Genomic DNA, 23,668 nt, shown 5'->3' with positions numbered 1-23,668 from the left:
ACCCGCGTGCAAGACATCATTGGACACTCGATGTATAATTTCAAATAGCGCTTGGCACAGGCTGCCATGCATAGGGAGTACCCATCCATAGCAGTTGTTCTGACGGGCTGCTCTTGGCAACAATGGCTGCTTTCCTCAGGGTTGAAGGCAATGCAATGGCGACCCAGGAAGTCGCTACTCGGAGGCGAGCTTGTCGATTAGTCGCACGCAGACCATTGAATGGGACGGCAAAGCCCTCAGCGGCTGGGTAGACCTCTGCGGAACGCCGACGAAAGTCTCGGCAGACCGGGAAACAATCCATACCCATGCGCCTGGCTTTAGTGACGCACTCAACCGCGAAATCGACCGGCATCGGGATGAGATTTTCGAGAAGCTGCTGCCGTTCTTCAAGCAGCAAAAGCGAGATTTCTAGCGCGGTTGGTTGTGGTTGCACGTAAGAATTGTTGACCCGTCGGCCGAAGGCAGTAGCAGCCAGTAATGCTTGCTCCGCGCCCCTATCGGGGCGCGATAGAAGCGCGCTTGCCGTTCTTGTTCTTTGTCCATTCCTGAAGGCAGGCCCGGAATGGGCGGCCCCAGTCTCCAGCTCACTGGAGCCGCTCATTGGCGAAGACGGCGGGCCCGCCACCGTTCGTTGGCGATCAGTTCCATTCGCGAAATACAGATACACGGAAGAGAGCTTTGAGCCCTTCACGGCTTCGATGATTGGAACACAATCTGTGGCCTAACCCAAAAGTGGTGGGGAGGGTCCTCCATGCGAGCTATATGATTCGCGTAAAGATGCAGGGCATAGTGATGCATCCGGGGCAAATCGTATCGCCACGCGACAGGTGATTGCAGATGAGTCGCACAGTCATGTTTACCGAGAAAGTGGTGAAGACCTCTCTCACGCGGGGAAGATGCGTCCCCCTGTGGATGGCAGCGGTCATGCTCGCTATGACATGGGCGTCGGAAACGGAGGCTTCCCAGGATCAGGCGCGGCACCTCGCAGACGCGCAACAGGCGACGACTGCCCGCGATCGCGGTTCTGACGAGTTCAAGAAGTTGCTGCCGCGCCTGGGCGGCAGCGACAAATCGATACAGGTTGCGCAAGCGACGACGAGCGACACAGGGGCCCTGCAGCAGCCTCCGAAACAGCAACGCGACTGGGCGGAGTCGCTGTCGTGCGAACTTGGCTTCGCAAGGCGCGACATAGAGTTGCTGCAACATCTCGAGCAGGAGCATGATCGGGTCGAGTGGCTGGTACAGGCACTTGACGATGTGCGGCGCGAGGCCGCCGAAATGCAAAAGGCGTTGGCGGCGAAGGCCGTCGAGGAAGGCTTCCGACTGAAGGAAGCTTCCCGGCCGAATCAAGCGGGCGAGAGTGGCGCCGCTGAGCTGCAGGCATTCCTGCAGGAGGAGCGCGAGCGGTCGGCGCGGCTGGAGCAGGATCTCGCAGCCGCGCGGCGCGATGTCGAAACCCAAACCGCGCTGGCGACGAAATCAGGTGAGGAAGTATCCTCGCTGAAACAGGCGGGCGAGAGCGTCGCCACGGAGCTGCAGAAGACGCTGCAGCAGGAGCGTGAACAGTCGGCGCGGCTGGAGCAGGACCTCGCAGCCGCGCGGCGCGATGTCGAAACCCAAACCGCGCTGGCGACGAAATCAGGTGAGGAAGTATCCCCGCTGAAACAGACGGGAGAGAGCGTCGCCACGGAGCTGCAGAAGACGCTGCAGCAGGAGCGTGAACGGTCGGCGCGGCTGGAGCAGGATCTCGCAGCCGCGCGGCGCGATGTCGAAATCCAGACCGCGCTGGCGACGAAATCGGGTGAGGAAGTCGCCGCGCTGAAGCAAGCGGGGAATAGCGTCGCTACGGAGCAGCAGAAGACACTGCAGCAGGAGCGTGAACGGTCGGCGCGGCTGGAGCAGACTCTGGCAGCCGCGCGGCACGATGCCGAAACCCAGGCTGCGCTGGCGGCAAACGTGAACGAGGACCTTTCGCAGCGCAGTCGGGCGGCGGAGGCCAGTGCCGAGGACTTGGGGCAATTGGTGCAGAAGGAACGCGAAAGGGCCGACACGCTTGCGCAGGATCTCGCCCTGACGCGAAGCGCCATTCATGCATATCAGGCGCAAACAGCGCTGTTGGCGAAAGCCAGCGAGGGCCCCTCCCTGCTGAAAGCGGCAACAGGGGACGATGCGGTGGAGTTGCAGAAATCCCTGCAACAGGAGCGGGATCGGACCGGCCAGCTGGAGCAGGCGCTTGCGGCTGCGCGACGAGATATTGATGCGCAGACGGCGCTGGCTGCAAATTCCGGCGACGAAGTCGCCAGGCTGACGCAAGCAGCAAAAGCTGGCGCCGCGGAGCAGAGACGGTCGATGCAGAAGGAGCACGAGAGAGCCGAAGCGCTGGCGCAGGATCTCTCGATGGCACGCAGCACGATCTACGCATACGAGGCTCAAGCGGCCAAAGCCAGCGGGGAAGCAGCACAGCTCAAGCAGGCTGAGGCGAACAATACCGCGTCCCTGGCGCAATCGGAACGCGAGCGCCAGCGGGCTGACCAACTGGCCCGGGATCTCGCGAAAGCAAGCCGCGATCTCGACGCGCAGACCGAGCGCGCGTCCAAGGCAACCGAGGAAACCGCAAGGATCAAGCAAGCTGGAGAGCGCGACTCGGCCGAGCTGCGCAGCTTGTTGCAGCGTGAACGTGAGCGGGCCGAGGGACTGGAAAGGGATCTGGCATCGGCGCATCGAGACAACGGCGCGCTTGCGGCGAAGATTCCCTCCGCCGCGTCTCCGCCGGCTACCACCGGCAAGGCCGTGCGCGAGGAGCCGCTGGCAGCGCCCGCACGGCCAATCCAGAACCGGCCCGTCCAGGACAAACCAGTCCAAGACAAACCAGTCCAAGACAAACCGGTCAGAGACAAGCCAGTCCAAGACCAGGACATAGCGGCGCGCAGCCAGGGCGGCGCCCAGGTCAATCCTAAAGAAGTTAAGCCTAACGAAGTCAATCCCAACGAAGGGGTGCAAGCGGCGAAATTGGTTGCGCGCGCCAGCGTGCTGCTTGAACAGGGAAACATCGGCGCGGCGCGAATCGTGCTGGAACGTGCCGCTGAGATGGGCAGCGCTCGAGCAAGCTTCGTGCTCGCAGAAACCTACGATCCGCTGATCCTTCCGAATTTCGGAACGTATGGAACGCAAGGCGATCCCACGAGAGCGCAAAATCTCTATGCGCGGGCCGAAGCTGGAGGAATCAAGGAAGCGAAGGCGCGATTCGAAGCGTTGCGCCGATAGCACGGTCTTATGAGGCGATTTTCCAGGCCGACATGCGCCATCAAGGATCGAAAGCGCAGACACGGATGCAGTGCGCGTCAAGGAGTTCGTTGATGAAAAGATTCATGGAATTGCAACGGCTGCTGTTGCTCGTGGCGCTCGCATCATTGCTCCTGGCCATTCAACCCTGGGCGGATGCGCGGCCGCAAGACATTCGGCCTCACAAGGTCCGTCTGGCACGGCCCGAGCCGCCGCAGCCAAGGCCTGAGGTGACCGCCATGAACGCCTGGACGATCGGCCTGGCCGGAGGTCTTCTCGAGGGCGCGCCGATCCGCCTCGCGGCGGAGATCGCGCGTGTGGTCGACGATGGGGATAACCTCCATGTCCTGCCGGTGGTCACCCGAGGGGCCACTGAAAACGTGAATTCCCTGCTCTATTTGCGAGGCATCGATGCGGCAATCATCAACTCCGACGCGCTCGAGGAGTACAAGAGCCAGGTGCCGGACATCCAGCGGCGAATTGCGTATGTCCTGAATCTGTTCCCGTCCGAGCTGCATATCTTCGTTCGGCCGGAGATTCAGAGCTTGAGCGATCTCGCCGGCAAGAAGGTCAATTTCAATACGCAGGGCACCGCTGCGGCCTATTCGGGGCCGCTGATCTTCAGCCGCCTCAACCTCGAGGTGGAAAAGACGTTCATTCCGCATCAGGTCGCGCTCGAGCAGATGCGCAAGGGCGAGATGGCAGCCGTCGTCTTCATTACATCGAAGCCGGTGGATGCCTTCGTGCGGGGGCGCTGGGAGCCGGGATTCAAGTTCCTGCCCCTCCCCTACGACGGCAGATTCGAGGACTACTATCTTCCCGCTGCGCTCGGTGAAGCCGACTATCCCGGTCTGATCAAACCGGGCGAACGGGTTTCAACGATCGCGGTGCCGACCGCTCTGGTCGCGTTCAATTGGCCGGCCAACTCGAACCGCTCCGAGCGCGTCGCGCGCTTCATCGACCACCTGTTCTCCCGGATCGACAGATTGCAGGCGCCCGGGTTCGATCCGAAGTGGAAATCCATCAACCTCGCTGCGACAGTCCCGGGTCTTGCGCGCGTCCCTGCGGCGCAGGCGTGGCTGGATCGCCAGCCCCGTGCAACACAAGCATCGCAATGAAGCGCGCGGCGGTCCTTCTTCTTATCGCACTCGGCGGTACAGGCGGCACCGCGTTGGCCCAGGATCCCATGACGCAGCTCCGTTCCTGCCTTCAGAAGGACCACGCGGAGCGCCTGGCGTGTCTGAATAGATTGACGCGTACCACCGCGCCTCAGCCTCGCCTGACGCCCGAAGACGAATGGATCGTCAGCCAGACGACCTCCCCCATCGACTACTCACCGATCGCGACCGCCACGACATCGTCGCGCGGCGAGACCGGCGAATCCGCGATGCAATTATCGATCCGCTGTCGCGGCGGCCGGACGGAGCTGGCCCTCGCGGGCCCCGGCATCTCCCGCGGAGGCGGTGAGGATGCAATTTCCTATCGCGTCAATGACAACCCGGCGGTGCAGGTTGCGGCAGCGGTCCCGGCATTCGGTCCCGGCGTCGCGTTCACCGGGGACGTCGTTCGCTTGCTGCAGTCGCTTCCAGACGGCGGGGAGCTTATTGTCCTGCTCTCACCACGGGGCGGCGTTGCCCGTGACGGAATGTTCTCCCTCGCCGGGCTGGACGCGGCGCGCGCGAAGATCGCCGCGGCTTGCAAATGGCCGCGCGCGATCGCGACACCAAATCGTTGATGGTGCGCTTATGATTTTCTTCGATGGAGGTGGTAATGATCAGATTTCAACATATTGGCAAAGCGGTCGTGATGGCAGCGATCGTCGTTCTGGTTTCCGCATCGTTTTCGGCCGCTGAGCAGGGCGGAAAATACTGGACGCCGGCAGACGGGCAACCCGTCCCGCATAAGGCGAGCCATGCAAGGCAACAGGCAGCGAAGCCGACGACGGCGACGCGGAAACACTCCGCGTTTGCCCGCATGGAGGATGCGGCCGCAGCGAAGAAAAGAGAACATCATTTGATCCTGCAGGTGAATACCAACGACCCCGCAGCGATGAATCTCGCGCTCAACAACGCAACCAATGTGACGCAATACTACAAGGACGCCGGCGAGAAGGTGAAGATCGAGGTCGTCACGTTCGGGCCCGGCCTGCACATGCTGCGTGAAGACACCTCGCCGGTAAAGACGCGCATCGAAGAGATGGCCCTGAGCACGCCCGAGGTTTCGTTCAAGGCCTGCGGCAACACCCAGGAGAAGATGCAGAAGGCCGAGAACAAGGACATACCGATTGTTCGGCAGGCGGAGGTCGTGAAGTCGGGCGTCGTGCGCGTGATGGAATTGCAGGAGTTGGGCTGGGCCTACGTCAAACCGTAAGCCAGCCATGTCAGGATCGACCCAAACCAACCCCAGGTTTCCACCGGGGTCGCGTATTCAGGTGAAGCCCACGGCGGGCCCTCGCTTGGCTGGAAAGACTGGGAGGGTGGTTGGCGTTGGATATTACCCGAAGAGTCTCCGTGTGGTTCTCGACGGATCGAAGGCTCCGATCACTCTTCATGCAGACTATGTGGTCGTGATTGACGAGTGAATCGACAATCCACGGCCGTCACGCCGCAACTTCGATGGGCGCCCGCGCGCCGGTCATGAAGGCGACCGCATCCGACATCGTGTATGCCTTGGGATCGATCACCGTGAGCCGCCGACCGAGTCGATGGATATGGATGCGATCGGCGATCTCGAACACATGCGGCATGTTGTGGCTGATCAAGACCACCGAAACGCCGCGCCGTCGCACATCGAGGATCAGTTCCAGCACACGACGCGATTCCTTGACCCCGAGCGCCGCGGTCGGCTCGTCCATGATCACCACGCGCGAGCCGAATGCCGCGGCCCTTGCCACCGCCACGCCCTGGCGTTGACCGCCCGACAAGGTCTCGACGCGCTGGTTGATGCTCTGCACGGTCATGAGGCCAAGCTCGGTGAGCTTCTCGCGCGCGATGCGCTGCATGGCCTTGCGATCGAGCATGCGGCAGATCGTGCCGAGCGGACCCGGCCGGCGCAGCTCGCGGCCGAGAAACATGTTGTCGGCGATTGACAAACTCGGAGACAGTGCGAGCGTTTGATAGACCGTCTCGATGCCGGCCGCCTGAGCGTCGAGCGGCGAGCGGAATGCGACTGGCATGCCGGCCAGCTTGATCTCGCCGGCGTCCGGAACGAGTGCGCCCGAGAGCGCGCGGATCAGCGATGATTTTCCGGCGCCATTGTCTCCGATCACGGCCAGGATTTCGCCCGGATAGAGATCGAAGTCGGCGTGATCGAGCGCCGTCACGCGGCCATAGCGCTTGTTCAATCCGCGCGCCTGCAGGAGCGGTGTTACCCCGGGAACGTTCGGTTTTGCGCTCATGCCGACACCTTGCGAATCCATTGATCGAGTGCGACTGCGATGATGATCAGCCAGCCGACGGCGAATTCCTGCCAGAGCACGTCGACATCGGACAAGGCAAGCCCGTTGCGAAATACGCCGACGATGAGGGCGCCGATCAGCGTGCCGACAATCGAACCACGCCCGCCGAACAGGCTGGCACCACCGACGACCACCGCCGTGATGCTGTCCAAATTGGCCGTCTGGCCGGCCTGCGGGCTGATCGACCCAATGCGCCCGATCAATGCCCACGCACCGAGCGCGCAAATCACGCCGGCGATCACATAGACGCTGAAGAGGATGCGGTCGGTTTGGATGCCGGCAAGCCGCGCCGCATCGGGATCGTCGCCCACCGCATAAAGATGGCGCCCGAAGGCCGTACGATTCAGCACGAACCAGATCAATGCCACGAGTCCGAGCATGAAGAAGGAGCCGTAGGTGAAACGGGCGCCAAAAATGTTCACCGACGTTCCCAGTGCCTGGAGCAACGGGGCGATCTTCGCGACTTCCTGCGAACGGATAGTCTCAGACGCTGAATACCAAAGGTTGAGAGCGAAAAAGATCGACCACGTCCCAAGCGTTACGATGAAGGGCGGCAGCTTGAGCCGGGTCACGAGTGCACCGTTGACCACGCCGCAGCCGGCGCCTGCGGCGACACCGACAACGAACGCGATCGGAGCCGGCAGTCCCATCGTGACCGCGAGCTTGCCCATGATGACGGAGCACAGCACCATGATGGCCCCGACCGACAAATCAATGCCGGCGGTGATCACGATCAACGTCTGCGCCGCCCCGATCACGCCGATGATCGTGACCTGCTGGATGATCAGCGACAGGTTGAACATCGACAGAAAACGCGAGCCGACGGTAAAGCCGAACGCGGCAACGCTGAGCAGGAGCACAATTGCCGGCACGGCCGTCGGATTGGCGTGCAGGAAGTGCTGAAGCTTCTGCAGCGGAGATCTTGCACGGACTTCGAATTCGGCGACACGGCTCTCGCCCTTGTCGAGCACAAGCTCGAAGGCCTGGGCAGCCGGGCGGCTACTGCCGATATCAGTCATGGCCGTTTTCCTCGTTGCATGTGGAGACCTGCCAATCTCGGGCGAGCTTCGCCGGCGTTATCTGGCGCCCAGATCATGGGGCGCCAGTCCTTGCCATCGGCAACAAGTCAGGAGTGGGATCAGCCCCAGCACTTCTTCAAGGCGGCGGCGCTGTCGATCGACGGCATCTCGCCGACCGGCTTGTCGGTAACGAGCTCGACACCGGTGTTGACGAAGTCCAGGCCCGGCGAGGCCTTCGGCTTGCCGCCGCCAGAAGCGAAGGCCTTCACTGCTTCAACACCTTTCGCCGCCATCAGCAGCGGGAACTGCATGGAGGTGGCGCCGATGACGCCGTCCTTCACGTTGCGCACGCCGGGGCAACCGCCGTCGACGGAAACGATCAGCACGTCCTTGTCGCGCCCGACCGAGCGCAGAGCCTCATAAGCTCCCGCCGCCGCAGGCTCGTTGATGGTGTAGACGAGCGAGATGCCGGGATCCTTCTGCAGCAAATTCTCCATCGCCTTGCGGCCGCCCTCCTCGCTGCCGAGCGTCACATCATGACCGACGATGCGCGCATCCTTCTCGTCGCCGATCTTGGCGGGGTTGCCGAGGTCAATGCCAAAGCCTTTCAGAAAGCCCTGGTCGCGGGCGACATCGACCGAGATCTGGTTCACGTTGAGGTCGAGCAGCGCAATCTTCGCCGATGCCGCCTTGGCCCCCAGCGTCTTGGCGGCCCATTGGCCGATCATTTGACCCGCCAGGAAATTGTCCGTTGCAAACGTCGCATCCGCCGCACTCGCCGGATCGAGCGGGGTATCAAGAGCAATGACCAAAATGCCGGCGGCGCGTGCCTTCTCGACAGCCGGAACGATGGCGCGGGAGTCGTTCGGTGTGATCAGGATGCCTTTGGCACCGGCGGCGATCAGGTTCTCAATGGCCGCCACCTGGCTCTCGTTGTCGCCGTCGACCTTTCCGGCAAACGAGCGCAGCTCGACGTCATTCGCCTTCGCTGCCTCGTCGGCGCCGGCCTTCATCTTCACGAAGAACGGATTGGTGTTGGTCTTGGTGATGAGACCCACGATCGGTTTGTCGGCAGCGAAACTGCCGGTGGTGCCCAGAGCAAGCGCGAACGCTGTGAACAGTCCAAGTGAATGACGCATCTATTCCCTCTCCGTTGGACGTTTTTGTTGGCCTGCGCGGTTTCGACCGCGTGTAGCTGCCCATCCTAAGGAGCTGCGAACGGCCCTGTCAATAAATAAATCATCCCGATTTATTAATTGACGCAGCTCTCGACTGCGTCCATTGTAGCGTGCCAACTGCCGGGGAATGGCCAACAGAACTGTCGCGACGACAGATTCCCGGAGTTTGGCGGAGCCGAGGATGGAAGAAACAGCACCGCTTGCGGGCGCACCGGTGGCTTTGCCCGGCGACAGCCGCGGCACCACCCAGACGGGCGTGAGACTGTACAACGAGCGCCTGATCCTTTCCCTCATTCGGCGCCATCGCAGTCTCGGCAAGGTCGAGATCGCACGCCTCACCGGCCTTTCGACTCAAACCACGACCGTGATCATCAATCGGCTGGAAGCCGATGGGCTGCTGCTTGCGGGCGAACCGCAGCGAGGCCGCATCGGCCAACCCTCCGTCCCCTATTCGCTCAATCCGGACGGCGCTTTCGGTCTCGGGCTCATGATCGGCCGGCGCAGTTCCGATCTGGTCTTGATGGACTTCACCGCCGGCATCCGAGCCAGGCGACGCATGATCTATTCCTTCCCGGCGCCCGAAGAGATCATGGCATTTGCGGAACGCGAGATGCCGGGCCTTGTCGCCGAACTGCCAGAAGCCCAGCACGGCAGGATCAGCGGCATTGGCGTCGCAATGCCATTTGAATTGTGGAACTGGGAAGCCGATCTGCAGACACCACCCGGCGCGCTCGACAAGTGGCGTGACTTCAACGTTGCCGCTGAACTGTCGCGCCGCTTCGCCCCTTGGCCGGTCCGTGTGTGCAACGACGCGACTTCGGCATGTGCGGCCGAACTCACCTTCGCTGCCGGCGCGGCGTACCGGGATTTCGCCTACTTCTACATCGGCGCCTTCATCGGCGGCGGCATCGTTCTGAATGGCAGCCTGTTCCCGGGTCGCAGCGGCAATGCCGGCGCGCTCGGGTCCATGCCGATCATGCGACGGGAGGAAAACGGTGAGACAAGCCTTCAGCAGTTGATCCGCACCGCCTCCATCTATCAGTTGGAGCGCCGAGTGATCGCCGCCGGTCAACGCGGCACCGACATCTGGCTCTCACCGGACGATTGGTCGAGTTTTGCGGATCCGCTCGAAGCGTGGATTGCTGCGGCAGCGGAGGCCCTGGCGCAGGCAGTCGCTGCATTACTCGCCGTGATCGACTTTGAAGCCGTCATCATCGACGGGGCCTTTCCGGTCGATGTGCGCCGCCGTCTCGTCGAGCGCACAAACGAACATTGGGCCCGCATGGACCGACAGGGCCTCACCGACGCTGCGGTGGTGGAAGGCTCAATCGGCCGTGATGCACGCGCAATCGGCGGCGCGGCCTTGCCGTTGCTCGCGGCGTTCGCCCGCGATTACGACGTCCTCTTCAAGGATTGAGCATGGTCAACGACATGGCTCTCCGCTTCGAGCGCAGCAACGTGCCTGGCGCGGATCCCGTTTCCCGCAAGTGCCCAACCGCCCAGAGGCTTGTCGTGATGAACCAGGGTGACGCATCGTGATTCTTGTCTGTGGCGAAGCCCTGATCGATCTGTTTGTGAGGGTGCCCGGCGGGCCGGAAATGTCGACCCATGCCGTTGCCGGTGGCTCTCCCTTCAATGTCGCTGTTGGCCTTGCTCGCCTCGGTGTTCGAACGGCCTTCCTGAGCGGCATCTCGCGCGATCATTTCGGCGCGTTCCTCGCGGACCGCCTCGCTCGCGAAGGTGTGGACGGTCGTTTTCTCGTGCGCATCGATCGGCCTTCCCCTATTTCGATCGTGGCGACCGCCGATGACGGCCAGCCGAACTACACTTTCCATGGCGAAGGTGCAGCAGATCGCTCGCTCCTGCCCGCTCATCTGCCCGGCGCGTTGCCCGACGACATCAGGGCTTTGACCTTCGGCTCCTATTCCATGGCCGTCGAGCCGGTCGGCACCACGTTTGCCGCACTCGCCCAACGCGAACATGGGCGCCGCGTCATCAGCGTTGATCCGAACGTCCGTTCGACTGTCGTCGGCGACATGAAAAGCTGGGTCGTCGCCGCGGAACGCTTCTACCGGACGGCTACAATGATCAAGGCGAGTGACGAGGACGTTCGCCTTGCGTGGGGTGGTCGCGTCTCAATTGCCGATGCAGCCGCCTACTGGCAAAAGTGCGGCGCGCGGCTGGTCGTGGTGACCGAGGGAGCGAAGGGGGCAACCGCCTTCTGCGCCACTGGAAGCGTATCGGTCCCCGGTCGCTCAGTGGTCGTGCGCGACACCGTGGGCGCCGGCGACACATTCCACGCCGCGCTGCTTGCGCAGCTTGCCAAAACCGGGCGGCTCCATCCCGACGCCATCGCGGCGCTCGACGAGGCGGCAATCCGCGAACTGCTCACTTACGGGATGGCCGCCGCCGCCGTCACGGTTTCACGCGATGGCGCCGACCTGCCGACCACCGCCGATATCGATGGGAGCACGCAGCCATGCTTGACAGAGTGACGGACGCAATGCGGCACATCAGCAGGGATCGAATTGAGCAAGGCTCCGGTCTGACCAGCCGCGTCATCCCGGTGGCTCCCTTCGTCCTGACGGTTTTCGGCGCGACCGGCGATCTCGCGCGCCGCAAGCTGTTGCCGGCGCTGTTTCGGCGCGATTTTGCGGGCCAACTGCCGGATGAAGCAGCCATTCTCGGCGTCGCGCGCGGCGCGATGTCGCGGGATGATTTCCTCGCTCTGATGCGCGCGTCTATCGTGAAGCATGTGCCTGAATCGGAAACGACGGGACCCGAACTCGATCGCTTCCTGGCCCGCATCTCCTACATGGCTGCCGATGCAGAAGGCGAGAACGGTTGGACCGAACTCGCAGCCGCCCTGTCGGCCTACGCCGACCGCGTTCAGGTCCATTATCTGGCGACGGCCCCGCATCTATTCGGACCGATCTGCGAAAGGCTGGGGCACTACGGTCTTTCGAAAGGCGATTCCCGCATCGTTATCGAGAAGCCGATCGGCAAGGATCTCGAATCCGCAATCCGGTTCAATCAGACCGTCGGCATGATTTTTCCGGAGGAACGCGTCTACCGGATCGATCACTATCTCGGCAAGGAGACGGTGCAGAATTTGATGGCACTACGGTTCGCCAACGCATTGTTCGAACCGCTATGGAATGCCGCCCACATCGACCATGTGCAGATTACGGTCGCCGAATCCATCGGCGTGGAGGAACGCGGCACGTACTACGACAAGTCCGGCGCCCTGCGCGACATGGTTCAGAATCACCTTCTACAACTGCTCTGTCTGGTGGCGATGGAGCCGCCACATTCGCTCGAAGCCGACGCCGTACGCGACGAGAAGCTCAAGATCCTGAAATCGCTCGAGCGCATCGATGAGACAAACGCGGCATTCCTGACCGTGCCGGGTCAATACCGCGCCGGCGCATGCAGCGGCGTTGCGGTTCCGGGTTATGCGGACGAGATCGACAATCGCCAGAGCTCGACCGAAACCTTCGTCGCGCTCAAGGTCGCCGTTGCGAACTGGCGCTGGACCGGCGTTCCCTTTTACCTGCGCACGGGAAAGCGACTGCAGCAGCGCAGTTCCGAGATCGTCGTGACCTTCAGGAAAGTTCCGCATTCGATCTTCAATTCGGATTGCGGAAAGGCTTTGCAGACGCGGCTCGTGATCCGCCTGCAGCCGGACGAGGGAATCAAGCTCTGGCTGATGATCAAGGAGCCTGGATCGGGCGGCATGCGGTTGCAGTATGTCCCCCTCGACATGAGCTTTGCGGAAGCGTTCGACGTCTCGGTGCCTGACGCTTACGAACGGCTGCTGATGGATGTGGTCCGCGGAAACGCCACCTTGTTCATGCGACGGGACGAAGTGGAAGCGGCATGGCGCTGGATCGATCCGATCCGTCAGGCATGGAGCCAGATGAATGATCTCCCGCGTCCCTACGTCGCCGGCAGCTGGGGCCCCTCCGCTGCCGTCGCACTGATCGAACGCGACGGCCGGACATGGATGGAGGACGGTCCGTGACCACGGAGCAGCGCATCGCCGATGCTCAGTCCGCAACCAGGAGGCTTGTATGACCATCGAAGCAAGGATCAACGCGCGGGTCGCCGAAGTAACGGATCGCATCGCTCGGCGCAGTCACGACAGCCGAGCACGCTATCTCGACCGCATTGCGAACGCGGCGAGCACGCCAGTGCGGCGACGACTGGGATGCGCCAACCAGGCTCATGCCTTCGCGGCTTGCGGGGGGCGCGACAAGCAGCTGATGCAGGATGGCCACGTCCCCAGTCTCGGAATTGTCACGGCCTACAACGACATGCTCTCGGCCCACCAGCCCTACGAGCGTTTCCCTGAACTCATCCGGCAGAGCGCACGCGCAGCCGGTGGTGTTGCCCAGGTCGCCGGCGGCGTTCCGGCGATGTGCGACGGTATCACGCAAGGCGAAGCTGGAATGGAGCTCTCGCTGTTCTCGCGCGAGGTCATCGCCTTGTCCACCGCGGTCGCGCTGTCGCATCAGACCTTCGACGCCGCGGTGTTTCTCGGCATATGCGACAAGATCGTGCCAGGTCTCGTCATCGGCGCGCTCTCGTTCGGGCATTTGCCTGCGGTCTTCATTCCATCCGGTCCGATGACTTCGGGCCTTGCCAACGACGCGAAAGTGAAAATCCGGCAGGCTTACGCGGAGGGAAAGCTTGGTCGCGAGGCTTTGCTGGAAGCGGAGGCGAAGGCCTACCATGGCGCGGGGACCTGTACCTTTTACGGGACCGCAAATACCAACCAGATGCTGATGGAGATCATGGGCCTGCAGCTGCCGGGCGCATCATTCGTGAACCCGAACACACCTTTGCGCGATGCGCTGACTGTCGCAGCGACCGAGCGAGCATTGGACATCACCTCGCTCGGCAATCAATACATCCCGATTGGCCGCGTGCTCGACGAGCGCGCATTCGTCAACGGCATAGTGGGCCTGCACGCCACCGGCGGCTCGACCAATCTGACGCTGCATCTGGTTGCCATGGCTGCGGCGGCCGGCCTCACCCTGACCTGGGACGACTTCGCCGACCTCGCCCGGGTGACGCCGCTGATCGCGCGGATCTATCCCAACGGCTCAGCAGACGTGAACCATTTTCATGCCGCCGGCGGAATGAGCTTCTTGATCCGGGAATTGCTTGCTGCGGGGCTCCTGCACCGCGACGTCCTGACCGTTTGCGGCGACGGGCTCGATGCGTACTTGCAGGAGCCGCTGCTCGATGCCGAGGGCAAGCTGACCTGGCGCGACGGACCGGCTGGAACCGGCGATCCAACCGTGCTTCGCGGCACCGCTGACCCGTTCCAGACGGCCGGCGGCCTTCAGGTTCTGACGGGCAATCTCGGGCGCGCGGTCGTCAAGACGTCTGCGGTCGCACCGCAACGCCATGTCATCGAAGCCCCGGCTCGCGTCTTCGATTGCCAGGACGAACTGCAGCGGAGCTTCGCCGCGGGTGAGCTCACGGGTGATATGATCGCGGTGATACGCTTCCAGGGTCCAAAGGCGAACGGCATGCCGGAGCTGCACAAGCTGATGCCGCTCCTTGGCGTGCTTCAGGATCGCGGACTGAAAGTCGCGCTTGTCACAGATGGGCGGCTTTCAGGCGCCTCGGGTAAGGTGCCTGCAGCCATTCACGTCACTCCTGAAGCAGCGGATGGCGGTACGATTGCGCGGATCCGTGATGGCGACGTCATTCGGCTCGACGCCGTCACCGGTCGGCTTGACGTACTCGTCACCCCGAGCGAGTTGGCCGCGCGAGCCTGTGCGCAAGCCGATCTCTCCACGATGCATGTCGGGATCGGCCGTGAACTCTTCGGCTTCTTCCGCGAGCGCGTCAGTTGCGCGGATCGCGGCGCAAGCGTTTTTGTAGCGTAGGTGCAAGAAGGCAGGCTCAGCGAGCCCGCTGATGACGAGACGTATGATTTGCTGGAAAAATCAGCGTCCATTCCGACAACTGAGCCCCCAAGCCAGCATTGAAATCGCAACGGGTTCTCTCTTCGTCGGAATGCTGCCGAGGCGTCACTCTTTCAGACCGCTCGCGGCCACGCCACGCACGAAATTTCGACGCATCAGCGAGAAGAAAAGCGCACTCGGAACCAGAGCCAGAGCGGCGGCCGCGCTGAGACGGCCGATATCCACGGTGAAACCGGTCTGAAACAATGCCAGCCCAACCTCGAGCGTATAGGTCTCCTTGTTGGTCATGACGACGAGCGGCCACGCGAATGCGGTCCAGGCCTGGAAGAACGCCAGCACGGCGAGAGCGCCCAACGGGCCACGCATCAGCGGCAGCACGATCCGCAGGAAGATCCAGCCCTCTCCGGCGCCATCCACTCGCGCGGCCTCCAGGAGCTCGTCGGGGATCGACGTCATCACGTATTGCCGCACCAGGAAGATGCCAAAGCTCATAATGAGATAGCCGACCAGAAGCCCGGGCCAGGTGTTCAACAGTCCGGCAGACTGGACGTTGAGGTAGAGCGGGATCATGTAGACTTCGAAGGGAACGACCGCCGTCGCAATGATGATGCCGAAGATGACCGGCACCCCCGGCAGATCAAACTTGCCGAGCACATAGCCTGCTATCGCCGACGTGCTGACGATGCTCGCGGTCGAGAGCGTTGCGAAGATGAGCGAGTTGCCGATCCAGCGAAACAGCGGCGTTTCGCGCAGGACGCTGACGATGTTGTCCAGCGTCGGCTGGTGCGGAATGATGGTCGGCGGCCAGGCCAGCAGTTCCGGCGGCGTCTTGAACGCGTTGCTGATCAGGAAGACCAGCGGCAACAGCATCATCAGGCTGACGGCGCAGAGAACAGCGTCGATCACGAGGCCGACGGCACGGTGCTGACCAACGACGGACGGACGATCGGGCTCGCTCATGCCCGGCTCCGATCGCGGAACAGCCTGAACTGGGCGCCGGTCAGGATGAGGACGATGACGAGCAACACGACGGCTTCTGCGGCGGCGTAGCCGACCCGGTAGTTGCGAAAGCTGTTTTCGAGCATGTCGAGGACGAGGACACGAACGAGGTGTCCCGGCGCACCCTGCACATCGGATGCCAGCACGAAGGCCTGCGCATAGATATTGTAGGACGAGATCAGCGTAATGACCGATACGTACAACATGACCGGCTTCAACAGCGGCACCGCGATGTAGCGAAAGGCCTGAAGTGACGAGGCGCCGTCGAGGCGCGCGGCCTCGTAGAGCGCATCCGGAACGTTCTTCAGTCCGACAAGGAAGATCAGGACGGCATAACCGATCGCCTGCCAGGAACAGAGAACAATCAGGCACACCAGTGACAGGATGGGGTCGAACAACCACGACTGGGCCGGGATTCCGACCAGTCCGATCAAGGCGTTGAGCGGTCCGAGCCGGGCGTCGAAAATCCATTTCCAGGCCATCGCCGCCGGAACCAGCGAGACGACGTGCGGCAGGAAAACCGAGGCTTCATAAATGCCGCTGCGCCGCAGCCCCTGCCGGCTGTTGATCAGCGTTGCGAGCGCAAGCGCAACGGGAATGGTGATCGCCACGACGCTGAAGGCGATGATTGTTGTATTGAATATCGCTTCGAGAAACAGCGAGTCGCTCGCCAACTCGATGAAGTTGGCGAATCCGACGAATGGCTTGCGCCGCGAGATGATATTCCATTGGAAGAGGCTGAGCCGCAACGTCTCGATGATCGGATAGACGCGGACACAGCCGTAGAGCCCGAGGACCGGAAGAAGCGCAAGAACTGGAAACAGCCATTTTGGCGTGGTGCGCATCGATCCTCCAGCAAGCGCCAGTCAGCGGCTGGCGCCTGGATTGGGTCGCCCCTGTCGGAAGCTCTAGGGTTTGGCCAGCAGGTCTTCCCGGGCGAGGATCTTGTCGCTTTCACCAGCCGCAGACTTCAGGAACGCATCGATCGTAGCGTCGTTGCCCGCCAGCGACTTGTCGGTGAAGGCCTTCTCCAGCCGTGCCGCAAGCCTGGTGAGGATTTCGCTCGCCGGGCTGATCGCCGGCACGGTGAAGAAGACGTGGTCGGCCGGAACGTTGACGAATGCGCCGAGCTGCGGGACTTTCTTGAGGACCGCGGAGTAGTCGAGGCCCTTGCGGTTGGGGACCCAGGCCGTGTTCTCGAGCAGCCAGAGCAGATTTTCCGGCTCATTCGCCTTTTGAACGAAATCCCAGGCGATCTGACTCTTGGGTCCCTTGTTCGGCACATAGAGGTCGACCGGGACCATCAGCGTGCCCTTCGGTAACGGGGCGGTGGCGTATTTGAGGTTGGGCGCCTTCTTGGCGACGTCGCCAATCACCCAGGATTCCCGGATGAACATCGCGGTCTGGCCGAGTTCGAAGGCTTCCGCATCCGCCTTCATCTCGGGCGTCACCGTCCGGTAAACCACGACGTTGTCGAGATACTGCTTGAGCGCGGCGCGGCCGGCCTCGCTTGCATAGGCGGCGCGCCACTTTCCGCCCTTCTCCTGCAACAGCGTCCCGCCATGGTTATAGAGGATGGTCCAGTACTTCTCCGCGATGCCCGAGCCGCCGCCGCTGAGACGCAAGCTCCATCCGCTCACCGTCGGCACGCCGGACGCATCGCGCTGCGCAAGCTTCTGCGCATAAGCGGTATAGTCGGCCATGGTCTTGGGCGGGCCGTCGAGGCCGGCCTTGGCGAACATCTCGGTGTTGTAGTACAGCGCGCCCTGCCCCTGGAACAACGGCACACCGAAGATCTTGCCGTCGTACATGGCGGTCTTCACACGCGTCATGTCGTAATTGGCTTTGACGAAATCGACGATCGACGCCGGCGGCTCCGGAATGACGCCAGCCTCGAGATACCTCGCTGCCTCGACCTCCATCTCGATGACGTCCCCGGCCGCGCCGGATGGCAGCGACAGCGCCAGCCGCTTCTCGTGCTCACGCAGGGCAATGGCCTCGACGCTGATTTCGAGATCCGGATATTTGCTCTTCAGCTGGTCGCCGACGCGCTTGTAAAACGGGGCAAGGTCGGGCCAACCACTCCATATCGTCAGCTTCTCCGCCGACGCGGGCGAAGCAAACACGGGGGCAGCGACAACCAGCGCCAGCGACAGCGCTGCCGACATCCATGACCGACGATCCGGCGTCGCCGGGCGAATTCTGTTCTCGGGGAGCGTCATGTAGCCGAACCTGCCGACGGGTCTCATCATGAAGGTCACTCTCGCATCCGGAATTGAGCAAATCCTGCGAAAAAGCTCGCATGCAACCGGTTGCGTGTCAATTGCGATCCATTGCCGCTTTCTGAGGCCGTTGACTAAATCGTCAGCGGCTTCTCCGCTTCACCGGAGCCGGGCCGGTGCTGGCGCGAATGACAAGATGGGAATTCAGCTTGTGGCGGATCTCGCCCGACACGCCGCCCTTCATCTGGCTGAGCAGGAGACCGACCGCGACATCGCCCGCATCGGCGCAGCGCGCCGACACGGTGGTGAGCGGCGGATAGGTGGTTTCACCGAGGACATCGTCGCAGCCGACGACACTGAACGATTTCGGCACCTCGACGTCGAGCGCCGCGAGCCCGGCCAACAGACCCTGAGCGACAAGATCGTCGAACGCGATCGCCGCGGTGACGCCGCTGGCGACGATCTGGGTGGCCGCTAGCCGGCCCGTGTCGTAGGATGGCGGGCGCGCGGGAACGGCAATCACCTTGAGCCCGCGCTTCTCCGCTTCACGCCGGACGGCGTTGCGCCGCTGCTGGTTGGACCACGATGTCGTCGGGCCGCTGACATAGGCGATGTGCCGGTGCCCCAGCTCGGCAAGATGCGCGATCGCAGCAGCGACGCCCGGCGCCGTGTCGATCAGGACCCGCGTAATGCCTTCGATATCGCGATTGATGAGCACCAGCGGCCGGCGCATCGCATGGCGGCGGATATGCTCTTCGTCCAGGCGGGACGAGGCGAGGACGAGCCCTTCCACCTGGCCGATGAAGCGGCCGACCAGCAATTCCTCACGCGCGGGATCCTCGTCCGAGTTGCCGAGGAAAACGCACAGCCCCGCCTGGTCGGCGCGAAGTTGCGCGGCCCTGATCAGCGGCGGAAAGAACGGGTTCGCGACATCCGAGACAATGAGAGCGACATTGCCATGGCGCCCGGTCGACAGTGCGCGGGCGACCTGATTTGGCACGTAGCCGAGCTTGTCGGCGACCGCCTTGACACGCCGGACGGTCTCCTTGGTCAGCATCTCGGGCCGCGAAAAGGCGCGCGATACGGTCGCACGGGAGACCCCGGAAGCCTTCGCCACCTGACTGATCGTCGGCACGACCGATGGACGCCCCTCCCCGCCGCTATCAGGATCGCGCTTCACCGCGGGCCGCCTCCTCTGCATCGCATCCAGCTACACATGCCTCGGTCGGGCCCGGGGTGCAAGCTTGACATGCAACCGGTTGCATCACATTCTCTCCGCTTGGGGTGACGGGCAGGCCCGACAGAACCATGGATGAGCATGACGGCTTCGGTTACTCCCTCGATCGCGACATCTAAGACGCGGGATGCGATGGGCCGTGCGGCTGCTGCGGATGTCGGTGTGGCGCTGCGCGACCGCCTCGCGCGACAGAGCACGGCGCGGATGATATTTGCCGCGGCGCCGAGCCAGGCAGAGATGCTGGATGCCCTTGCACGCGAGCGCGATATCGACTGGCGGCGCGTCACAGCCTTCCACATGGACGAATATATCGGTCTTCCTTCGGGCGCGCCGGAGCGCTTCGGGGCCTGGCTGACGCGTCACCTCTTCTCGCGTGTCGCCTTCGGCACCGTTCACTTGATCGGACAAGAACCGGATCCGGACCGGGAAGCGGCGCGCTATGCGGCCCTTCTTGCAGAGGCCCCGATCGACATCATCTGCCTCGGCATCGGCGTCAATGGTCACCTCGCCTTCAATGACCCGCCGGTCGCCGACCTGCACGATACGAAACAGGTCAAGGTCGTCGAACTCGACGCGATCTGCCGACAGCAGCAGGTCGACGATGGATGTTTCCCGACCCTGGGGCACGTCCCGACACATGCGATCACGCTGACGATTCCGCGGCTGCTGGACGCCGGCCAGCTGTTTTGCGTCGTGCCTGGCGCATCCAAGCGCACCGCCGTCGAGCGATCGCTGTACGGCCCGATCGGAACGGCCTGCCCGGCGAGCGCGCTCCGCACGCATCCGCGATGCGCGCTGTATCTCGACCCGGATTCCACGCCGCCGCAGCTCTCACCGCAAACACCGGCACGCGCATGACGGATCCGGCAACACGCGTCTGGGGCCGCGATCCGGAGACTGGACAGAATCGCACCATCGTCATTCGGGATGGCCGGATCTCGGACATCCTTGCTGGCGGACACGATGACGGGCTGTGGCTGTCGCTCGGCCTGTTCGATCTACAATTGAACGGCTTTGGCGGCTACGATCTCAATGCCCGCCCTGATCCCCAGACGGTCCGCGATCTCGTCTCGGCCGTCCACAGAAGCGGCGTGTCGCGCTTTGCCCCGACGCTGATCACGGCATCGCACGATGCGATCATCGACGCGCTACAGGCCATTGCGCAGGCACGCGACAGCGATCCGCTCATCAAGCATGCGATGCCGTTCGTCCATCTTGAAGGACCGCATATCGCGCCGGAGGACGGTCCACGCGGCGCGCATCCGGCCGAACATGTGAGGCCGCCGAGCCTCGACGAGTTCGACGCGTGGCAAGCCGCCAGCGGCAACCTCATCGGCCTCGCGACGATGTCGCCGCACTGGCCAGAAACAGAAGCATATGTACGTGGCCTTCGGACGCGCGGTGTTCGCGTTGCGCTTGGCCATGCCAATGCGACGCCGGATCAGATCTCCGCTGCTGTTGCCGCAGGCGCAATGTTGTCGACGCATCTTGGCAATGGCATCGCAGCCACGCTGCCGCGACATCCCAACCCGATCTGGTCTCAACTGGCCGAAGACAGGCTGTGGGCGAGCTTCATCGCCGATGGCCATCACCTCCCTCCTGAGACCTTCAAAGCCATGCTGCGTGCAAAGGGACTGGAGCGATCGATCCTGGTGTCGGACGCCGCCGCGCTCGCGGGGTGCACGCCAGGAATCTATGACGCGCCGATCGGCGGCAAGGTCGAACTGAAGGCGAACGGCCGGCTGGAAGTCGTCGGCACATCCTTCTTGGCGGGCGCGGCCGTCAGCCTCAAGTTCGGAATAGCCATGGCCAGGCGCATGGCCGGATTGACCCTGGCAGAGGCGCTGAGGCTCGCAACCATCAATCCGCGCCTGCTGTTCAACCTTCCCGCGCTGACGGTGGGAGCACCGGCCGATCTGCTGCGATTCCGTCTCGGCGAGGATGGCTCTCTTGTGCCTGAGACGGTTTACGTCGCGGGCCGGCCTTACCCGCTCCCCCCTGAGGAATGAGACATGAACTGGCTTCGCATCGGGTTGATCGGCCCAGGGGCAATCGGTGAAACGCACGCGCGGGCGATACGAGCGCTCGACGAAACCGTCTTGTCGGCGATCGCCGGCGGCACGCCCGAGCAGATTGCAGCGTGCACGAACGGCGAACCTGTTCCGACATTCGCGACCACCGAGGCGATGCTCGCAAGTGCCGAGATCGACGCGGTCGTGGTCTGCACCCCGAGCGGCGCGCATCATGACGTCGCGCTTGCTGCGATCAAGGCCGGACGGCACGTGCTCGTCGAAAAGCCGCTCTGCGTCGATCCGGCCGAGGCCGCATCGCTGGTCCGCGCGGCCGCGCGCTCGCAACTGACGTGCGGCGTTGTTTCGCAGCGCCGTCTCGAACCGCAACACCAGGCGATCAAGGCTCTGCTCGACGCAGGTCATCTCGGACAGGCGCGCCTGATCGAGACGGCGATCCATTGGTACCGCTCCGACGCATACTACGCGGAGAAGCCGTGGCGCAGAGAAGCGGAGCACGGCGGAGGCTCGCTGTTCAATCAGGGCGTTCACAATCTCGACCTGATGCTTTGGTTGTTCGGGACTGTGGACAGTGTTCAGGGCAAGATGGCAACGCTCGGGCACACACACGCCGTCGAGGACACGACAGCGGCGCTGCTCTCCTTCGCGTCCGGCGCGCTCGGCGTGATCGTGACGAGCACGGCACTGCCTCCGGGACGGCCGGCCATGCTTCGGCTGTTCACGGACCGCGGCAGTTGCGAACTCGGAAACGACAGCATCGTCCGCTGGGATTTTCCCGGCGTCGCGGAGCCGCCAAGTGCGGCCGGGGTTGGCAGCGCCGCCAGCGATCCCAGGGCCATCGGGATCGAAGGACATATCGCGCAATGGCGCGACTTCGCTCAAGCCGTCCGGGAGCGACGGTCACCCGCGAGCTCGTTCAGGGACGGATTCGAAGCTGCGAGATTGGTCGACGCCATCTATCGATCGGCCTCGGAAGGTCGGTCCATCAGCCGCAACGAAATCGCAGCTGAGGTCATTCATGCCGACGAGTAACTCCGAGACGCTCGACATCGCCATCATTGGCGCGGCCCACCCACACGTCGAATATGTACTTTCGGAGATTGCGAACCGAACCGACGTCAAGGTCGTGGCCATCGCCGATCATGACGCGGCGCGACGCGCCGAGCTCGAACGACGCACGATGGCGCCCGGCTACGCCGATCCACATGCGCTTTTGGACGCGCATCAGGTTCGAGCCGCAGCGGTCTTCACCGAATTCGGCCTTCGCGCTCCGATCGTGGCCGAACTCTTGCGCCGCGGCATCTTCGCGATCGCCGACAAGCCGATGGCGGTGACCCTGCCCCAGCTCGCAGCAATCGAGGAAACTCTCGCCGGGCGCAATTTGCTGACGCTTCTGCTGGAGAAACGCTTTTATCCGGTCACCCTCGCGCTCCGCTCGATCATCGACAGCGGCGAACTTGGAGACGTCGTATCCATCACCGCAACCGGGCCGCACAAGCTCGTCCCGAGCCGTCGTCCCGCGTGGATGTTCGAACCATCGACCTATGGCGGCATCCTCGCCGACCTCACGGTTCACGACATCGATCTCGCACTTTGGCTGACGGGATATACCAGCGGTACGGTCAGCGGCTGGATATCACCGATCGCGGCTGCCGGCACGACGGACTTTCCCGCGCTGGGGCGCGCCATCCTCGCCTGCGACGGCGGCCCGCAATTCGCGATCGAAGTCGACTGGATCCAGCCCGAAGCTTCGCCACGGCATGGCGACTATGCCATGCGGATCTCCGGGACAAAGGGGCGCGCAGACGTTCTATTCGCTGAAAACAAATTGCTCGTCGAGACGGCGACGAGACCCCTGCGCGAAGTCGACCTGCCCGCGGGCGTCTCGCCTGCCGGCTTCGTCTTCGATCATCTCGCCCGTGGCGAGACCTTGCAAATTCCAGCAAATGAAGCCCTGCGGGCCACGCGCATCGCGATACTCGCTCAGGAGAGTGCGGCAAATGGCGGCAAGCCGATGCGATGGAGTTGAGATTCCTCGCGGGCAGGCAGAAATACCACCCAGCTTATGAGTTCCCAGGCGGAATGCGCCAGCGCGTCGAACCTGTCGATCTCGTCGATGCGGATGTAGTGCTGGCCGGCGTCGTTCCAGATCTCAACGCAATAGTCGCGCTCTTTGACGAGACAGCGCCAACAAGAACATCCGCAAACATCGTCGAGACGTCGCACCGTGCGACGTCCGACCACGAAAAGCGTCGCACGAGACGCGCTTTGTTCCAGGGCCCGAAGTGGAAAAACCCTGCGC

General features: G+C 63.1%; 21 protein-coding genes. 13 read left to right on the top strand and 8 right to left on the bottom strand.

Features of this window, described 5'->3' with window-relative positions; genetic code table 11:
• The first annotated feature begins 190 nt into the window (after positions 1 to 190).
• The 5 genes from E4K65_RS47640 (at position 191) to E4K65_RS28580 (ending at position 5,652) form a co-directional block, all read left to right on the top strand.
• Positions 191 to 412 (top strand): hypothetical protein, encoded by a 222-nt coding sequence (locus tag E4K65_RS47640; RefSeq protein ID WP_167771234.1) that lies wholly within the window; start codon positions 191 to 193, stop codon positions 410 to 412.
• A 440-nt stretch (positions 413 to 852) separates the two neighbouring features.
• Entirely contained in the window at positions 853 to 3,264 is a 2,412-nt protein-coding gene (locus E4K65_RS28595; protein ID WP_235885758.1) for a coiled-coil domain-containing protein, read from the top strand.
• Between the two features lie 92 nt (positions 3,265 to 3,356).
• On the top strand, positions 3,357 to 4,400 hold the full coding sequence (locus tag E4K65_RS28590) for a TAXI family TRAP transporter solute-binding subunit (RefSeq protein WP_135176973.1): 1,044 nt from the start codon (positions 3,357 to 3,359) through the stop codon (positions 4,398 to 4,400).
• Positions 4,397 to 5,017 (top strand): hypothetical protein, encoded by a 621-nt coding sequence (locus tag E4K65_RS28585; RefSeq protein ID WP_167771233.1) that lies wholly within the window; start codon positions 4,397 to 4,399, stop codon positions 5,015 to 5,017. Before E4K65_RS28590 ends, E4K65_RS28585 begins: the two co-directional genes overlap by 4 nt.
• Before the next feature lie 35 nt (positions 5,018 to 5,052).
• A complete protein-coding gene (locus tag E4K65_RS28580) occupies positions 5,053 to 5,652 on the top strand; it encodes a DsrE family protein (protein ID WP_135176971.1) in 600 nt (199 codons plus the stop codon).
• A gap of 229 nt (positions 5,653 to 5,881) precedes the next feature.
• On the opposite strand, the gene E4K65_RS28570 is transcribed toward E4K65_RS28580, so the two are convergent.
• From E4K65_RS28570 to E4K65_RS28560, 3 genes are all read right to left on the bottom strand, one after another.
• The gene (locus tag E4K65_RS28570) at positions 5,882 to 6,700 is read right to left on the bottom strand and encodes an ATP-binding cassette domain-containing protein (RefSeq protein ID WP_167771232.1); all 819 of its coding nucleotides are present in this window, start codon (positions 6,698 to 6,700) and stop codon (positions 5,882 to 5,884) included.
• Positions 6,676 to 7,758, bottom strand: coding sequence for an ABC transporter permease (locus tag E4K65_RS28565; protein WP_135176968.1), 1,083 nt, complete (start codon positions 7,756 to 7,758; stop codon positions 6,676 to 6,678). Before E4K65_RS28565 ends, E4K65_RS28570 begins: the two co-directional genes overlap by 25 nt.
• Before the next feature lie 119 nt (positions 7,759 to 7,877).
• Entirely contained in the window at positions 7,878 to 8,897 is a 1,020-nt protein-coding gene (locus tag E4K65_RS28560; RefSeq protein ID WP_135176967.1) for a sugar ABC transporter substrate-binding protein, read from the bottom strand.
• Between the two features lie 220 nt (positions 8,898 to 9,117).
• Between E4K65_RS28560 and E4K65_RS28555 the strand changes: the two genes are divergently transcribed.
• From E4K65_RS28555 to edd, 4 genes are all read left to right on the top strand, one after another.
• Positions 9,118 to 10,353 (top strand): ROK family transcriptional regulator, encoded by a 1,236-nt coding sequence (locus E4K65_RS28555; protein ID WP_135176966.1) that lies wholly within the window; start codon positions 9,118 to 9,120, stop codon positions 10,351 to 10,353.
• Positions 10,354 to 10,534: 181 nt separating this feature from the next.
• Positions 10,535 to 11,431, top strand: coding sequence for a carbohydrate kinase family protein (locus E4K65_RS28550; protein ID WP_235885766.1), 897 nt, complete (start codon positions 10,535 to 10,537; stop codon positions 11,429 to 11,431).
• A 50-nt stretch (positions 11,432 to 11,481) separates the two neighbouring features.
• Positions 11,482 to 12,960: a glucose-6-phosphate dehydrogenase gene (gene zwf / locus E4K65_RS28545; protein ID WP_135177058.1), complete on the top strand. Its 1,479-nt coding sequence runs from the start codon at positions 11,482 to 11,484 to the stop codon at positions 12,958 to 12,960.
• 49 nt (positions 12,961 to 13,009) lie between these two features.
• Positions 13,010 to 14,839, top strand: a complete 1,830-nt coding sequence (edd, locus tag E4K65_RS28540) for a phosphogluconate dehydratase (RefSeq protein ID WP_135176964.1) — start codon at positions 13,010 to 13,012, stop codon at positions 14,837 to 14,839.
• Between the two features lie 144 nt (positions 14,840 to 14,983).
• On the opposite strand, the gene E4K65_RS28535 is transcribed toward edd, so the two are convergent.
• The 4 genes from E4K65_RS28535 to E4K65_RS28520 all read right to left on the bottom strand — a co-directional run bounded on the left by E4K65_RS28535 (position 14,984) and on the right by E4K65_RS28520 (position 19,279).
• Entirely contained in the window at positions 14,984 to 15,838 is an 855-nt protein-coding gene (locus tag E4K65_RS28535; RefSeq protein ID WP_135176963.1) for a carbohydrate ABC transporter permease, read from the bottom strand.
• The gene (locus E4K65_RS28530; protein ID WP_027547705.1) at positions 15,835 to 16,722 is read right to left on the bottom strand and encodes a carbohydrate ABC transporter permease; all 888 of its coding nucleotides are present in this window, start codon (positions 16,720 to 16,722) and stop codon (positions 15,835 to 15,837) included. The genes E4K65_RS28535 and E4K65_RS28530 overlap by 4 nt, the downstream gene beginning before the upstream one ends.
• Positions 16,723 to 16,785: 63 nt before the next feature.
• The gene (locus E4K65_RS28525) at positions 16,786 to 18,129 is read right to left on the bottom strand and encodes an extracellular solute-binding protein (protein WP_135176962.1); all 1,344 of its coding nucleotides are present in this window, start codon (positions 18,127 to 18,129) and stop codon (positions 16,786 to 16,788) included.
• A gap of 112 nt (positions 18,130 to 18,241) precedes the next feature.
• Positions 18,242 to 19,279, bottom strand: a complete 1,038-nt coding sequence (locus E4K65_RS28520) for a LacI family DNA-binding transcriptional regulator (RefSeq protein ID WP_135176961.1) — start codon at positions 19,277 to 19,279, stop codon at positions 18,242 to 18,244.
• A gap of 132 nt (positions 19,280 to 19,411) precedes the next feature.
• Here E4K65_RS28520 and E4K65_RS28515 point away from each other — a divergent pair, with 132 nt between their 5' ends.
• The 4 genes from E4K65_RS28515 to E4K65_RS28500 are packed head-to-tail and all read left to right on the top strand — an operon-like array spanning position 19,412 to position 23,395.
• Entirely contained in the window at positions 19,412 to 20,194 is a 783-nt protein-coding gene (locus E4K65_RS28515) for a glucosamine-6-phosphate deaminase (protein ID WP_235885757.1), read from the top strand.
• A complete protein-coding gene (locus E4K65_RS28510; protein WP_135176960.1) occupies positions 20,191 to 21,345 on the top strand; it encodes an N-acetylglucosamine-6-phosphate deacetylase in 1,155 nt (384 codons plus the stop codon). Before E4K65_RS28515 ends, E4K65_RS28510 begins: the two co-directional genes overlap by 4 nt.
• 3 nt (positions 21,346 to 21,348) lie before the next feature.
• Positions 21,349 to 22,398 carry a Gfo/Idh/MocA family protein gene (locus E4K65_RS28505; RefSeq protein ID WP_135176959.1) on the top strand — a complete coding sequence of 350 codons (1,050 nt, stop codon included), beginning with the start codon at positions 21,349 to 21,351 and terminating at the stop codon, positions 22,396 to 22,398.
• A complete protein-coding gene (locus E4K65_RS28500) occupies positions 22,385 to 23,395 on the top strand; it encodes a Gfo/Idh/MocA family protein (RefSeq protein WP_135176958.1) in 1,011 nt (336 codons plus the stop codon). Before E4K65_RS28505 ends, E4K65_RS28500 begins: the two co-directional genes overlap by 14 nt.
• Here the strand turns inward: E4K65_RS28500 and E4K65_RS28495 are convergent.
• On the bottom strand, positions 23,350 to 23,592 hold the full coding sequence (locus tag E4K65_RS28495) for a hypothetical protein (RefSeq protein ID WP_135176957.1): 243 nt from the start codon (positions 23,590 to 23,592) through the stop codon (positions 23,350 to 23,352). The two genes, E4K65_RS28500 and E4K65_RS28495, sit on opposite strands and share 46 nt — an antisense overlap.
• Positions 23,593 to 23,668: the final 76 nt, after the last annotated feature.

The organism is Bradyrhizobium niftali (assembly GCF_004571025.1).
GTDB classification, from domain to species: domain Bacteria; phylum Pseudomonadota; class Alphaproteobacteria; order Rhizobiales; family Xanthobacteraceae; genus Bradyrhizobium; species Bradyrhizobium niftali.
The sequence above is the reverse complement of the archived record's forward strand: the minus strand, read 5'-3'. Positions and strand labels throughout refer to the sequence as shown.